The sequence below is a fragment of the Streptomyces sp. AM8-1-1 genome (genome assembly GCF_032229325.1).
GTDB classification, from domain to species: domain Bacteria; phylum Actinomycetota; class Actinomycetes; order Streptomycetales; family Streptomycetaceae; genus Streptomyces; species Streptomyces achmelvichensis.
In genome coordinates this window covers 1,263,792-1,277,792 of sequence record NZ_CP135086.1, presented here as the reverse complement: position 1 = coordinate 1,277,792, position 14,001 = coordinate 1,263,792, and the positions used below count along the sequence as shown (strand labels likewise).

General features: G+C 71.9%; 12 protein-coding genes. 9 read left to right on the top strand and 3 right to left on the bottom strand.

The window, feature by feature from the left end; genetic code table 11:
* Positions 1–173 precede the first annotated feature (173 nt).
* From RPQ07_RS05720 to RPQ07_RS05710, 3 genes are all read left to right on the top strand, one after another.
* Positions 174–785, top strand: a complete 612-nt coding sequence (locus RPQ07_RS05720) for an RNA polymerase sigma factor (protein WP_313942928.1) — start codon at positions 174–176, stop codon at positions 783–785.
* A complete protein-coding gene (locus RPQ07_RS05715; RefSeq protein WP_313942927.1) occupies positions 778–1,734 on the top strand; it encodes a hypothetical protein in 957 nt (318 codons plus the stop codon). Before RPQ07_RS05720 ends, RPQ07_RS05715 begins: the two co-directional genes overlap by 8 nt.
* 132 nt (positions 1,735–1,866) lie before the next feature.
* On the top strand, positions 1,867–2,559 hold the full coding sequence (locus RPQ07_RS05710) for an endonuclease V (RefSeq protein WP_313942926.1): 693 nt from the start codon (positions 1,867–1,869) through the stop codon (positions 2,557–2,559).
* Between the two features lie 64 nt (positions 2,560–2,623).
* Here RPQ07_RS05710 and RPQ07_RS05705 read toward each other — a convergent pair whose 3' ends face one another.
* The gene (locus tag RPQ07_RS05705; protein WP_313942925.1) at positions 2,624–3,823 is read right to left on the bottom strand and encodes a saccharopine dehydrogenase family protein; all 1,200 of its coding nucleotides are present in this window, start codon (positions 3,821–3,823) and stop codon (positions 2,624–2,626) included.
* Positions 3,824–4,041: 218 nt separating this feature from the next.
* Between RPQ07_RS05705 and RPQ07_RS05700 the strand changes: the two genes are divergently transcribed.
* The 4 genes from RPQ07_RS05700 to RPQ07_RS05685 are packed head-to-tail and all read left to right on the top strand — an operon-like array spanning position 4,042 to position 9,808.
* Positions 4,042–5,184 carry a CaiB/BaiF CoA-transferase family protein gene (locus RPQ07_RS05700; protein ID WP_313942924.1) on the top strand — a complete coding sequence of 381 codons (1,143 nt, stop codon included), beginning with the start codon at positions 4,042–4,044 and terminating at the stop codon, positions 5,182–5,184.
* Positions 5,181–6,323 (top strand): acyl-CoA dehydrogenase family protein, encoded by a 1,143-nt coding sequence (locus RPQ07_RS05695; protein ID WP_313942923.1) that lies wholly within the window; start codon positions 5,181–5,183, stop codon positions 6,321–6,323. Before RPQ07_RS05700 ends, RPQ07_RS05695 begins: the two co-directional genes overlap by 4 nt.
* 33 nt (positions 6,324–6,356) lie before the next feature.
* Complete coding sequence (locus RPQ07_RS05690; RefSeq protein ID WP_313942922.1) at positions 6,357–7,571, top strand: acetyl-CoA C-acetyltransferase; 1,215 nt, start codon at positions 6,357–6,359, stop codon at positions 7,569–7,571.
* Positions 7,572–7,612: 41 nt separating this feature from the next.
* The gene (locus RPQ07_RS05685; protein WP_313942921.1) at positions 7,613–9,808 is read left to right on the top strand and encodes a 3-hydroxyacyl-CoA dehydrogenase NAD-binding domain-containing protein; all 2,196 of its coding nucleotides are present in this window, start codon (positions 7,613–7,615) and stop codon (positions 9,806–9,808) included.
* A gap of 111 nt (positions 9,809–9,919) precedes the next feature.
* On the opposite strand, the gene RPQ07_RS05680 is transcribed toward RPQ07_RS05685, so the two are convergent.
* Positions 9,920–10,993 (bottom strand): MerR family transcriptional regulator, encoded by a 1,074-nt coding sequence (locus RPQ07_RS05680; protein WP_313942920.1) that lies wholly within the window; start codon positions 10,991–10,993, stop codon positions 9,920–9,922.
* A gap of 94 nt (positions 10,994–11,087) precedes the next feature.
* Between RPQ07_RS05680 and RPQ07_RS05675 the strand changes: the two genes are divergently transcribed.
* Positions 11,088–12,617, top strand: a complete 1,530-nt coding sequence (locus tag RPQ07_RS05675; RefSeq protein ID WP_313942919.1) for an alpha/beta fold hydrolase — start codon at positions 11,088–11,090, stop codon at positions 12,615–12,617.
* Here RPQ07_RS05675 and RPQ07_RS05670 read toward each other — a convergent pair.
* Entirely contained in the window at positions 12,614–13,381 is a 768-nt protein-coding gene (locus tag RPQ07_RS05670) for a MerR family transcriptional regulator (protein ID WP_313942918.1), read from the bottom strand. The genes RPQ07_RS05675 and RPQ07_RS05670 overlap by 4 nt on opposite strands.
* Before the next feature lie 143 nt (positions 13,382–13,524).
* Between RPQ07_RS05670 and RPQ07_RS05665 the strand changes: the two genes are divergently transcribed.
* Positions 13,525–14,001 (top strand): macro domain-containing protein, encoded by a 477-nt coding sequence (locus RPQ07_RS05665; RefSeq protein ID WP_313942917.1) that lies wholly within the window; start codon positions 13,525–13,527, stop codon positions 13,999–14,001.

The following is a 14,001-nucleotide window of genomic DNA, read 5'->3' as shown; positions in this document are numbered from 1 at the left end:
CAGGCTAGCCCGTGGTATGCCGTGCCGTTCCGGGGTGGTCCGGTGTACCCGGGACGGCCCGGCGCGCGCCTTCGTCCCCTCGGGGGCGCGTACCTGTCGGGCACCTCCGTGAACCCGGTCGCGGACTTCGGGCAATAGTGAGTGCCCAGACCGCCGCGCGATACGGAGACCGTGTGACCAGCCCGCCCGACAGACATGACGAGGACGCCTCGGTGATAGCCCGGTCCCTGGACCGGCCCGAGGTCTTCGGTGAGCTGTACCACCGGCACGCCGCGGGCATCCACCGCTACGTCACCCGCCGTCTCGGTGACGACGCGGCCGACGACATCACGTCCGACACCTTCCTCATCGCGTTCCGCACCCGCACGCGCTACGACCTCACCCGGTCCAGCGCCCTGCCCTGGCTCTACGGCATAGCGGCCAACCTCATCGGGCGCCAACGCCGCTCCGAGGTACGGGCGTTGAAGGCCGTGGCCCGTACCGGCCTCGACCCCGTCGCCGAGTCGTGGACGGACCGGTCCGACAGCCGGGTGAGCGCGCAGGCCGCACACCGGTCCCTGGCCGGCGCCCTCGCCGGGCTGCCCGCGCGCGACCGCCATGTCCTCCTGCTGACCGCCTGGGCGGACCTCACCTACCAGGAGGTCGCCGAGGCACTGTCGATCCCGGTCGGGACCGTGCGGTCCCGGCTCAACCGCGCCCGGAAGAAGGTCCGTACGGCCGTCGGCGGGAGCGATCCCACGTCCTACGAGACAAGCCAGTCGCAGGAGGCGGCCACCCATGGATGAGATGCAGACGCTCGGCGAGTTCCGTGCCGACGCACCGGCCGCCGACCGCGCCCGCCTGGCTCCCGGCCACGAGCGGCTCCTCGCCGAACAGGGCAGGAAGCCCCGCTTCCGCGGCAACTGGAAACTCACGGCACTCGGCGCCGCTGCCGCCGTCGCGGCCGCCGCCGTGCTGTCGACACAGCTCGGACCGGACCCCGCTCCGCCGCGCCCGCAGACCGGGACCGAGGCCGTGTCCCAGCCCCGGGACGGTCAGTGGATCTATCGCAAGGTCGTCGAGTGGCAGGCGCCGCTGAACTTCGTCAACGACCTCAACCCGACGACCGACGACAGGGCGGGGAGACCTGACGGCTGGACGCATGAATCGGAGAGCTGGACGCAGTACGGCAGCGGCAAGCTGATGCGGACCCTGCCCCAGTCGAAGCAGATCGACCGTCATGGCATCACCACCGCCAACGGGGGCTCCCCGAAGGCGCTGCGCGGCAGGATCGCGAAGCTGCCCGACGAACCGGCCGCGCTGTTCCGGGCGCTGAGCACGATCTTTCCCCTCGGTTCCGGCGGTGCCGGGGAGCAGAGCCTGGTGGACAGCGCCAACTACCACCGCGTGGTGATGGCCTTCACGGAGGTCGACGAGATTCCGCCGAAGGTTCGTGAGTCGCTGTTCCGCGCCCTCGGCACGCTCTCCGGTGTCACGGTCTCGAAGCAGCCGGTCGAGGACGCCGCGGGCCGGCCGGCCCTGGCGGTGTACGAGGCGGTCACCGATACCACCCGGTCGCTGAACCTGCGCAGGGAGCTGCTGATCGACCCGACGACCCATACGTACCTCGGCGAACGCACCCTGTATCTGGCCGGCGGAAAGCTCGACGGCAAGGTGACGACGAAGGACACGCTGGTGAGGCGCTCGGCTCTGGTGGCGAACAAGGTGGTGGACGACCACAGTCTGCGTTCCTGAGCCGGACGTTGCTGTATCCGGCGCGGGGCGACGGCTCCGCGGGCGGGCCGAATGCCCGCGGAGCCCGTGCCGTTGGAGCCGCTGCCGTTCACGGGGCGGCCGCCCGTGCCCGCGTCGTAAGGTGGCCGCACCATGAAGATCATCGAGAAGCCCGCAGACTGGCCCGCCGACGAGGCGACGGCCATCGCCGTCCAGGACGAACTGCGGACCCGCGTGGTCCTGGACGAGCCGGGACCGCCGCCGTCCTCCGGGCTGGTGACGGGCGTGGACGTGGCCTACGACGACGAGCGTGACGTCGTCGCGGCGGCGGCCGTCGTGCTGGACGCCGGGACGCTCGACGTCGTGGAGGAGGCCACCGCGGTCGGCCGGGTGGCCTTCCCCTATGTTCCCGGGCTGCTGGCCTTCCGCGAGATCCCCACCGTCATGGCCGCTCTGGCCTCCCTCACCCGTGACCCCGGCCTCGTCGTCTGCGACGGCTACGGCCGGGCGCACCCCCGGCGCTTCGGGCTCGCCGCCCACCTCGGGGTACTGACCGGACTGCCGGTCGTCGGAGTCGCCAAGAACCCCTTCGTCTTCACCCACGCCGAACTCGGGCCCCGCCGGGGCGATGTCGCCGCCCTGCTCGCGGACGACGGGGAGGAGGTCGGCCGTGCGCTGCGCACCCAGGACGGTGTGAAACCGGTCTACGTCTCGGTCGGCCACCGCACCGGCCTCGACAACGCCTGCGCGCACATCCTCGCCCTGACACCGCGCTACCGGCTCCCGGAGAGCACCCGGCGTGCCGACCGGCTCTGCCGCCGGGCACTCATCGAGGCGACCGCGTAGGACGTACCCGGCTCGGGACGGCCCGACCGCCCGGCCGGCTCCGGCAGCCGGGCCGCCCCCGCCGTCAGCGCGCGGCCGCCACCCGGAAGCGGATCCCGGCAGCCTGGAGCCGCCCCAGCAGCGCGTCGCCCATCGCGACAGCCGTGGTGACCTGCCCCGAGGTGTCCGGCAGGGTGTCGAAGACCAGGCACAGCGCCGACTCGGCGAAGATCTTCGCCGTCTCGTCGTAGCCCGGATCGCCGCCCGAGACCTCCGTGTAGACGGTGCGTCCGCCGCCCTCGCCGACGAAGCGCACCGAGAACCAGCTCTTCGCCCGGCGCTTCTCGTCGGGCCCCTCGCCCGGCTTGACCCGTTCCGACAACCAGCGCCGCGCCGCGGACAGTTGGGCGAGTCCCACCAGGGCGCCGACCGCCGCGACCCCGCCCGCAGCCATGGGCAGGGTTTTGACCGCCGCGTAGTGGCGGTAGCGGAAGTCCGGCCCGTAGCGGGCCAGCGCCCGCGCCGACCGGGCGATGATCTGGCCGTCGATCACCGGCAGCGGCAGCGCCCAGGCCTGCGTCTCCCGGCTGAACCTCGGTGTGCCGAGCGGGGAGCGTGCCCGCCGTCCCATCAACCGCGGCTCGTGCAGCCGTCGTTGGTGCGCGGCCTTCGCCATCTGCCGGCCGCGGCCCATCGCGTTGAGCGCGGACGCGAACGTGCCGCCCGAGAAGGCCGCGTTGGAGCGGACGAACCCGTCGACGTTCAGCGGTACGTCCTGCGGCAGCTGCTGGACCGTGTAGTACGCGCCGAGGTCGTGCGGCACGGAGTCGAAGCCGCAGCAGTGCACCAGCCGCGCCCCGGTCTCCCGGGCCCGCGCGTCGTGGCGGACGTACATCAGGTCCACGAACTCGGGCTCGCCCGTCAGGTCGATGTAGTCCGTCCCCGCCTCGGCGCAGGCGGCGACCAGCGGCTCGCCGTACCAGAGGTAGGGGCCGACGGTCGTGGCCACCAGCCGGGCGGACTCGGCGAGTTCGCGCAGCGCCTGCTCGTCGTCGGCCTGCGCCTCGATCAGCGGGAGGGCCGCGCAGCCGGGGTGGTTCTCGGCGAGGCGCTCGCGCAGCCGTTCGAGCTTCTGGCGGCTGCGGCCCGCGATCGCCCAGCGGCATCCCTCCGGCGCGTGCGCAGCGAGGTACTGGGCGGTGAGCTCCCCGACGAATCCCGTGGCTCCGAAGAGCACGATGTCGTACGGGCGCTGCTCGCGACCGGTCGCGTCCTGCCTGTTCAATGGCCCCTCCGCCGTTGTCGTCGGTGGCTGAGGCTAGCGTGCGAACGCGCCCGGAAAAAGATGCGTTCCCCATCGGTAACATCCGGCCGCCCCGAGGTCAGGACGCGCAGCGGGCCGAATCTAAGCGCTTGCTCGGCCCAGACCCTTGTATCCGGTGGAACGCGTTCTTACCATCGCTGGTGTTACATCAGTTGTGTCACATCAGAGCAGGGGACTCCATGGCAGTGGCAGGGAACGGCCCGCTCTCCGGAGTACGGGTGGTCGAGCTGGCAGGAATCGGCCCCGGCCCGTTCGCCGCCATGCTCCTGGCCGACCTGGGCGCCGATGTCGTACGGGTCGACCGGCCCGGCGGCGCCGGACTCGCGATCGACCCCGCGTACGACCTCACCAACCGCAACAAGCGCTCCGTACTGATCGACCTCAAGGCCGACGACGGGCCCGAGCAGGTGCTCGCCCTCGTCGAGCGGGCCGACATCCTGATCGAGGGCTACCGTCCGGGCGTCGCCGAGCGCCTCGGGGTCGGGCCCGAGGAATGCCTGGCCCGCAACCCGCAGCTCGTCTACGGACGGATGACCGGCTGGGGCCAGGAGGGACCGCTGGCGCAGCGGGCGGGGCACGACATCGCCTACATCGCGATCACCGGCACCCTCGGCATGATCGGCAAGCCCGACGAACCGCCCGCCGTCCCGGCCAACCTCGTCGGCGACTACGCGGGCGGCTCCCTCTATCTCGTCGTCGGTGTGCTCGCGGCACTCCAGCACGCGCGCACCGAGGACGGCCGGGGCCAGGTCGTGGACGCGGCCATCGTCGACGGCACCGCCCATCTGGCCACGATGATCCACGGCATGATGGCGGCCGGCGGCTGGCAGGACCGGCGCGGAGCGAATCTGCTCGACGGCGGCTGCCCCTTCTACGGCACCTATGAGACGGCCGACCGCGAGTACATGGCGGTCGGAGCGCTGGAGCAGCAGTTCTACAACGAGTTCGTCGAGCTGCTCGGTATCAAGGACGAGGCCCCCGCCCGTAAGGACTTCGACCGCTGGGACGAGCTGCGCGCCGCCGTCGCCGCCCGGTTCAAGACCCGTACCCGCGCGGAGTGGACCGCCGTCTTCGAGGGCTCCGACGCCTGTGTGGCACCGGTGCTCTCCCTGCGGGAAGCCCCCGCACACCCGCATCTCGCCGCCCGCGGCACCTTCGTCGACCACAGCGGGCTGACCCAGCCGGCGCCCGCGCCCCGGTTCTCCGCCACCCCCGGTTCGGTGCGCACCGGTCCCGCCATGCCGGGAGCCGACACGGCCGCCGTGGCCCGTGACTGGGACCTGCCCGGCCTCGTCGAGCCCGCCAAGGAGGGCACCCTGTGAAGCGCCAGATCTTCACCGCGGACCATGAAGCGTTCCGCGAGACCGTCCGCACCTTCCTAGCCAAGGAAGTCCTGCCGCACTACGAGCAGTGGGAGAAGGACGGCATCGTCAGTCGGGAGGCCTGGCTCGCCGCGGGAAGGCAGGGGCTGCTCGGCCTCGCCGTTCCCGAGGAGTACGGAGGCGGCGGGAACCCGGACTTCCGCTACAGCGCCGTCCTCGCCGAGGAGTTCACCCGCGCCGGCGCCGCCGGGCTGGCGCTCGGGCTGCACAACGACATCATCGGCCCCTACCTCACCGGACTCGCCACCGAGGAGCAGAAGCGGCGCTGGCTGCCCGGCTTCTGCAGCGGCGAGATCATCACCGCCATCGCGATGACCGAACCGGGCGCCGGGTCCGACCTCCAGGGCATCCGCACGACGGCCGAGGACCGCGGCGACCACTGGATACTCAACGGCTCGAAGACCTTCATCTCCAACGGGATCCTCGCCGACCTCGTCGTCGTCGTGGCGAAGACGACGCCCGAGGGCGGTGCCAAGGGGCTGTCGCTGCTCGTCGTCGAGCGTGGTGCGGAGGGCTTCGAGCGCGGCCGCAACCTCGACAAGATCGGCCAGAAGTCCCAGGACACGGCCGAGTTGTTCTTCAACGACGTACGCGTTCCCAAGGAGAACCTCCTCGGTGAACGGGACGGCGCCTTCATCCATCTGATGACCAACCTCGCCCAGGAGCGCATGGGCATCGCGGTCGCCGGGATCGCCGCCGCCGAGTACCTGCTGGAGATCACCACCCAGTACGTCAAGGAGCGGGAAGCCTTCGGACGGCCGCTGTCCCGGCTCCAGCACATCCGCTTCGAGATCGCCGAGATGGCCACCGAGTGCGCCGTCACCCGCGCGTTCCTCGACCGCTGCATCGTCGATCACGCGAACGGCGAGCTCGACGCCGTGCACGCCTCGATGGCCAAGTGGTGGGCCACCGAACTGCAGAAGCGCGTCGCCGACCGCTGTCTGCAACTCCACGGCGGCTACGGCTACATGACCGAGTACCGCGTGGCCAAGGCCTTCACCGACGGCCGTATCCAGACCATCTACGGCGGTACGACCGAGATCATGAAGGAGATCATCGGTCGCTCCCTGCTCGCCTGACCCGACCTTCATCACCCTCGAAAGGCTGCTGTCTTGAGTACCGAAGCGTATGTCTACGACGCGATCCGCACGCCTCGCGGCCGCGGCAAGGCCACCGGCGCCCTGCACGGCACCAAGCCGATCGACCTCGTCGTCGGCCTGATCCACGAAATCCGCGACCGCTTCCCCGGACTCGACCCGGCGGCCGTCGACGACATCGTGCTCGGCGTCGTCGGCCCGGTCGGTGACCAGGGCTCCGACATCGCCCGTATCGCGGCGATCGCGGCGGGACTGCCCGACACGGTCGCCGGCGTTCAGGAGAACCGCTTCTGCGCATCGGGGCTGGAAGCGGTCAACATGGCCGCGATGAAGGTCCGTTCGGGCTGGGAGGACCTCGTACTCGCCGGGGGCGTCGAGTCCATGTCGCGGGTGCCCATGGCCTCGGACGGCGGCGCCTGGTTCGCCGACCCGATGACCAACTTCTCGGTCGACTTCGTCCCGCAGGGCATCGGCGCCGACCTGATCGCCACCATCGAGGGCTTCTCCCGCCGCGACGTCGACGAGTACGCCGCGCTCTCCCAGGAGCGGGCCGCGGCGGCCTGGAAGGACGGCCGCTTCGAGCGGTCCGTCGTGCCCGTCCGCGACCGCAACGGTCTGCTCGTCCTGGACCACGACGAGCACATGCGCCCCGGCACCACCGCGGACTCCCTCGCCTCCCTCAAGCCGTCCTTCGCCGGGATCGGTGACCTGGGCGGCTTCGACGCGGTCGCGCTCCAGAAGTACCACTGGGTCGAGAAGATCGACCATGTCCACCACGCGGGCAACTCCTCCGGCATCGTCGACGGCGCCGCCCTCGTCGCGGTCGGCAACAAGGAGGTCGGCGAGCGCTACGGGCTCACCCCGCGCGCCCGGATCGTCGCGGCCGCGGTCTCCGGCTCCGAGCCGACCATCATGCTCACCGGGCCCGCCCCCGCCACCCGCAAGGCGCTCACCAGGGCCGGGCTGACGATCGACGACATCGACCTCGTCGAGATCAACGAGGCGTTCGCCGGTGTCGTCCTGCGCTTCGCCCGCGACATGGACCTCTCCCTGGACAAGATCAACGTCAACGGCGGCGCCATCGCCATGGGCCACCCGCTCGGCGCCACGGGCGCGATGATCCTCGGCACGCTCGTGGACGAACTGGAGCGCCAGGACAAGCGGTACGGGCTTGCCACCCTCTGCGTGGGCGGCGGCATGGGTATCGCCACCGTCGTCGAGCGTCTCTGACCGTCCTGTCCCTCACGGCCCCACAACGGAGCAGTCACACCATGAGCGAGACCACCACTTCCTCGACCATCCGCTGGGAACAGGACGACACCGGCATCGTCACCCTGGTCCTCGACGACCCCAACCAGTCCGCGAACACGATGAACCAGGCGTTCAGGGATTCCATCGCGGCTGTCGCGCAGCGCGCGGAGGCAGAGCAGGACTCCATCCGCGGCATCGTGTTCACCTCGGCGAAGAAGACCTTCTTCGCCGGCGGCGACCTCAAGGACATGATCAGGATCGGTCCGGAGAACGCCCAGCAGGCCTTCGACGCGGGCATGTCCATCAAGCACGCCCTGCGCCGGATCGAGACCCTCGGCAAGCCCGTCGTCGCCGCCATCAACGGCGCGGCCCTCGGCGGCGGTTACGAGATCGCCCTCGCCTGCCACCACCGCATCGCCCTCGACGCACCCGGTTCGAAGATCGGCCTGCCCGAGGTCACCCTCGGACTGCTGCCCGCGGGCGGCGGCGTCACCCGGACCGTACGCCTGCTCGGCATCGCGGACGCGCTGCTCAAGGTGCTCCTCCAGGGCACCCAGTACTCCCCGCAGCGGGCCCTGGAGAACGGTCTGGTCCACGAAGTGGCCGCCACCCAGGACGAGATGCTGGCCAAGGCGCGCGCCTTCATCGACGCCAACCCGGAGTCCCAGCAGCCCTGGGACGTCAAGGGCTACAAGATCCCCGGCGGCACGCCCTCGAACCCGCGGTTCGCCGCCAACCTCCCCGCCTTCCCCGCGAACCTCAAGAAGCAGACCGCGGGCGCCCCCTACCCGGCACCCCGCAACATCCTCGCGGCGGCCGTGGAAGGCTCCCAGGTCGACTTCGAGACCGCGCAGACCATCGAGGCGCGCTACTTCACCGAGCTGGTCACCGGCCGGATCGCCAAGAACATGATCCAGGCGTTCTTCTTCGACCTCCAGGCCGTGAACTCCGGCGCCAACCGCCCCCAGGGCATCGAGCCGCGCCCCGTGCGCAAGGTGGCGGTGCTCGGCGCCGGGATGATGGGCGCCGGCATCGCCTACTCCTGTGCCCGGGCCGGTATCGACGTCGTGCTCAAGGACGTCACCGCCGAGGCGGCGCAGAAGGGCAAGGAGTACAGCGAGAAGCTGCTCGCGAAGGCCCTGTCCCGCGGCCGTACGACGGAGGCCAAGCGGGACGCGCTGCTCGCCCGCATCACGCCGACCGCCGACCCCGCCGACCTCGCGGGCTGCGACGCCGTGATCGAGGCGGTCTTCGAGGACACCGCGCTCAAGCACAAGGTGTTCCAGGAGATCCAGGACATCGTCGAACCGGACGCGCTGCTGTGCTCCAACACCTCGACACTGCCCATCACCGCGCTCGCCGAGGGCGTGACGCGGCCCGTCGACTTCATCGGGCTGCACTTCTTCTCGCCCGTCGACAAGATGCCGCTCGTCGAGATCATCAAGGGCGAGCGCACCGGCGACGAGGCGCTGGCCCGCGCCTTCGACCTGGTCCGGCAGATCAACAAGACGCCCATCGTCGTCAACGACTCGCGCGGCTTCTTCACCTCGCGCGTGATCGGCCAGTTCATCAACGAGGGCGTGGCGATGATCGGCGAGGGCGCCGACCCCGTCTCGGTCGAGCAGGCCGCCGCCCAGGCGGGCTACCCGGCCAAGGTCCTCTCGCTGATGGACGAGCTGACGCTCACCCTGCCGCGCAAGATCCGCAACGAGACCCGGCGCGCGGTCGAGGAGACCGGCGGCACCTGGGCGGGCCACCCGGCGGACGCGGTCATCGACCGGATGGTCGACGAGTTCGGCCGCCCGGGCCGCAGCGGCGGGGCCGGCTTCTACGACTACGACGGGGAGAGCAAGCGTGCCGGGCTCTGGCCCGGACTCCGCGAGCACTTCGCGAAGCCGGACGTCGAGATCCCCTTCGAGGACATGAAGGAGCGGATGCTCTTCTCGGAGGCGCTCGACACGGTGCGCTGCCTGGAGGAGAACGTCCTGACGTCCGTCGCGGACGCCAACATCGGCTCGATCATGGGCATCGGCTTCCCGGCCTGGACGGGCGGCGTGCTCCAGTACATCAACGGGTACGAGGGCGGGCTGCCCGGCTTCGTGGCGCGCGCCCGCGAGCTGGCCGCTGCCTACGGCGAGCGGTTCGAGCCGCCGGCGCTGCTGGTGCGGAAGGCGGAGCGGGGCGAGCGGTTCAGCGACGAGGAGCAGGGCCGCTAGTGCCTCGACCGGTACCTGGGTCTGTCGTCCGGATCAGTCCGGCACGATCCGTACGACAGGCCGCCCCGGGTCCGAACCGGGGCCGCCCGTACGGTCCTTGAGCCTCGTGCGTCATCCGCCGGTGAGCGCGCCGCCTTCGCGGGCGGCGTGCCCACCCCGGTCGGCCCTGCGGGAATCGGCGTCGGTGTCCTCGGATGCCGGCGCCGATCCACGTACGGGCACACCCGCCCCGGTCCCCAACTGGGTGTCCAGCGCGGCGAGGAGCCAGTCGTGCGCGGACCCCGGTGTCGGCTCGGGCGGGCCGCCGCGCGGGCTGATCAGCTCGGCCGTCAGCTCCCAGTACCGGTCGATCCTCGGGTCGGCGGCGAGCTGCCCGGACAGCAGACGGCGGAAGCCCGGGGTGTCCCGGGTCCCGAACGCGCTCGCGTAGGCGTTCACGAAGCCGTCCAGTGCCTCACCCGGGTACGGCTCCCGGCCGCGGCGCAATGGGCCGCCCGCCAGGTCGTACGCCTCGGCCAGGCCCGCGTACAGCACCGCCGCCCCACGGGATCCCGCGACCTGGTGCGCATGGGGACGGCACGGCTTCGACCCGCCGCACGGGCCGGTCGTCATCGCGGACAGCCGGGCGAACGCGAGCACCTGCGACGGGTCCGGGTCGTCGGGCGGATGGGGGACCGCCACCTCCAGGAACGCGGACGTCGCCCGCGCCGGCATCCGGGGCGGCAGCCAGGCACGCCAGAAACGGGCCAGCGGGGCCGTGCTGGGCGGTGCGGTCACCGCCCCGACCAGCCGCAGCCGGTCCGCCCGTTCGCCGGGCGGGCTCTCCTGCACCAGCCGCAGCGCCGCCTCCCGCCAGCGCAGGGCCGCGAGTTGGGAGCCGATCGCACGCAACTGCCCGGCGACGGCGTCCTCCAGAGCGCCGCCCGCCGCGATGGCGGGGCCCTCGCCGTCCTGCTCGTCGAGAATGCGGCGCACCTCGGCCACCGGCAGATCGAGGGTGCGCAGCGAGCGGATCAACCGCAGCCGCTCCAGTGCGCCGGGGCCGTAACGACGATGCCCGCCGGCACTGCGGGAGGCCGCCGGCAGCAGCCCGCTGTCGGAGTAGAAGCGGACGGTCTTGACACTGACACCCGCGCGTTCGGCGAGCTCGCCGATGCCGCACAGGCCGTCGGGCGAGGAGAACACTTGAACCTCCCTCAGGGGGAGTTCCTACGGTACCGGCGAGCGCGGCCGGTCGACCGGACCGGTCCGCGGAGGGCGACGGATCGAGGAGAGGCTCATGACCGTATTCATCCTGGTGCCAGGCGTGTTCACCGGCGCACAGGTGTGGGAGGAGACGGCCGCACGACTGGCGAAGGCGGGCGACGAGGTGCACACGGTGAACCTCACCGGGCTCGGAGAGGCCCGCGCCGCCGAGCCCACCGACGCCGAGAGGCGCGTCGATCTGGAGACACACATCGCCGATGTGCTCGGGGTGCTCGACACGGTGGACCCGGCGCCGGGCCGGGAGATCGTGCTCGTCGGCCACGACTACGGCGTCCATCCCGTGATGGGCGCCGCCGACAGACGGGCGGAGCGCGTCGCCCGGATCGTCTGCGTGGACTCCGCGCTGCCGCGGGACGGTGTCCCGGCCCTGGCCGCGGTGCCCGACCAGCGCCTGCGCGAGCAGATGGCCGAGCGGGGCCCTGCGGAGCAGGGAGAGTTGCCGCCCCCGGCGCGTGACGAGTGGCAGCGCTGGGGCAGCACGGCGGGTGTCCCCGCAGCGGCGCTCGACCGGCTCACCGACCTCGCCGCACCACAGCCGCTGGGCACGCTGCTCCAGCCGCTGCGGCTCACCGGCGCCGTCGCCGCGGTCCCCACCACCGGTGTGCTGTGCACCGGCAACGGTACGAGCATCGAGCTGGTCCGGATGCTGGTGGGCATGGGCGATCCCGCCCTCCAGGTCCTGACGGCCCCCGGGGTGACCTTCTTCGAACTGCCCACCGGGCACTGGCCCATGCTGTCCTGCCCCGCCGAGCTGGCCGACGTCCTGCTGAAGGCCGCCGCCGGTGGGGGAGACCGGCTTGAGCCGGCCGACGCCACGGAGCCGCCCGCCCATCTGCGGCCCTTCCTGCTCGACGTGCCCGAGCTTCCCCGCGAGCGGATCGGTAACGTGGACCTGTATCCGCCGGCCCACGCGGAGGGGCCGCGCCCGGCGGTCGTCTTCGTGCACGGCGGCCCGGTGCCCGCCGACGCCCGGCCCACCCCACGGGACTGGCCGACGCTGACGGGGTACGCCCGGTACGCGGCCGGCGAGGGCGTGGTGGGCGTGACGCTCGACCACCGCCTGCACGACGTGGCCGACTACGAGCGGGCCGCCGGCGACGTGGCGGCCGCGGTGGAGAGGGTCAGGGCCGATCCGCGGGTGGACGAAGACCGGATCGCTCTGTGGTTCTTCTCGGGCGGCGGCCCGATCGCGGCGGACTGGCTGGCGGCGCCGCCGACCTGGCTGCGCTGCCTGGCGGCCACGTACCCGGTCCTGGCGCCCCTGCCGAACTGGGGACTCCCGGGCGGCCGTTTCCGGCCCGCGGAGGCGGTGACGCACGCGGGTGCGCTGCCGATCGTGCTCACCCGGGTCGGGCTGGAGAGCCCCGAGATCGCGGCCACCGTCGCAGAGTTCCTGGCCGTGGCCACCGGCTGCGGAGCGCATGTCGAGGTGGTCGACGTGCCGCACGGGCACCACGGCTTCGAGACCCGTGACCCGACGGACGAGTCGCGCGAGGCGGTGCACCGGGCGATGGGCAGGGTGCTGGGCCGTCTGCGGACCTAGGTCCCGGACCTGGGGTCCGGGCCGTGTTCGGTGTCCGGCTCCGACCCGAACGCGGCCCGTAGCTCCTCCTTGAGCGACCGCTGGAACGCGGTGACCAGGGCCTGCACCACCAGCGGCTGCATATGGGCCGACAGGGACTTCATCGCCGCCACGTGCTCCGGGTCGGCCTCCCGGCGCCGGTAGGGGTTCCACACCTCGTCGCGGAACAGCCGGGTGAGCTCCTGGGCGGCCGAGCGGGTGTGCTCGACCAGAACCGTGCGGGCGGCGAGGATCGTCTCGTGGGCGATGGGCACGTCCAGTAGCTGCACGCCCAGCCGGAACAGTCCGTGGTCGAGCCGGAAGACGCCCGGCTCCGGCGCCCGTTGCAGGACGTCCATCGCGACCAGCCGGCCGATGTCCTCCTCGCTCAGCGGCCGCCCGGCCCGCCTTTCCAGCTCGGCGGCGGTCGCCTCCTCCGCGGAGTCCGGCGCCCAGGACGCCACCATCGCGCGATGGATCGCGAGGTCGTGGGCGCTGAGGTCGTCCGGCAGCTGTTCGAGATAGCGTTCGATGGCGGACAGCGTCATGCCCTGGTGCTGGAGCTCCTCGATGAGGGCCAGCCGGGACAGATGGGCGGGGCCGTACTGGCCCACGCGGCGGGGCCCGATCGTCGGCGGGGGCAGCAGCCCGCGGGTGCTGTAGAAGCGCACGGTGCGTACGGTCACCCCGGCACGGGCAGCCAGTTCGTCCACGGTGAGGGTCGGCTCGTCGGTCTCGGTCGCCACGCTCGTGCCTCGCTCTCCACCGCTCGTCGTCGATCTCCCTGCGGTGCAACAGTATTGCTGTCTCACCATTGTTGTGAAAGCGGTGGGAGCGGGCGGAACGATCGTCGGTGACGATTGTCAGTGGTGATCCGTACGGTGGATGCATGTCGGGGATCACGTTTGTACGGGGGGACGCCACCGCGCCGCAGGGCAAGGGGGTGAAGCTGATCGCGCACGTCTGCAACGACCTGGGCGGCTGGGGGAAGGGCTTCGTGCTGGCGTTGTCCCGCCGCTGGCCGGAGCCCGAGCAGGCCTACCGCCGCTGGCACCGGGAGCGCGCGTCGAACGACTTCGGCCTCGGCGCCGTGCAATTCGTCCGCGTCGGCCCGTATCTGTGGGTCGCCAACATGGTGGGACAGCGGGGGACGAGGACCGGGAGCAAGGGCGTTCCCGTGCGGTACGAGGCGATCGACACGGCGCTCGCCGCGGTGGCGGTGAAGGCGGCGGAGCTGTCGGCGTCGGTGCATATGCCGCGGATCGGCTGCGGGCTCGCGGGCGGCAGATGGTCACGGGTCGAACCGCTGATAACCGACCGGCTGACATCGCGGGGGACAGCGGTGACGGTGTACGACCACGACTGA

Excerpts from the sequence above, each read along its gene's own strand:
- RPQ07_RS05715 (WP_313942927.1), top strand. The coding sequence starts at position 778 with ATGGATGAGATGCAGACGCTCGGCGAGTTCCGTGCCGACGCACCGGCC.
- RPQ07_RS05710 (WP_313942926.1), top strand. The coding sequence starts at position 1,867 with ATGAAGATCATCGAGAAGCCCGCAGACTGGCCCGCCGACGAGGCGACG.
- RPQ07_RS05700 (WP_313942924.1), top strand. The coding sequence starts at position 4,042 with ATGGCAGTGGCAGGGAACGGCCCGCTCTCCGGAGTACGGGTGGTCGAG.
- RPQ07_RS05685 (WP_313942921.1), top strand. The coding sequence starts at position 7,613 with ATGAGCGAGACCACCACTTCCTCGACCATCCGCTGGGAACAGGACGAC.
- RPQ07_RS05675 (WP_313942919.1), top strand. The coding sequence starts at position 11,088 with ATGACCGTATTCATCCTGGTGCCAGGCGTGTTCACCGGCGCACAGGTG.
- RPQ07_RS05665 (WP_313942917.1), top strand. The coding sequence starts at position 13,525 with ATGTCGGGGATCACGTTTGTACGGGGGGACGCCACCGCGCCGCAGGGC.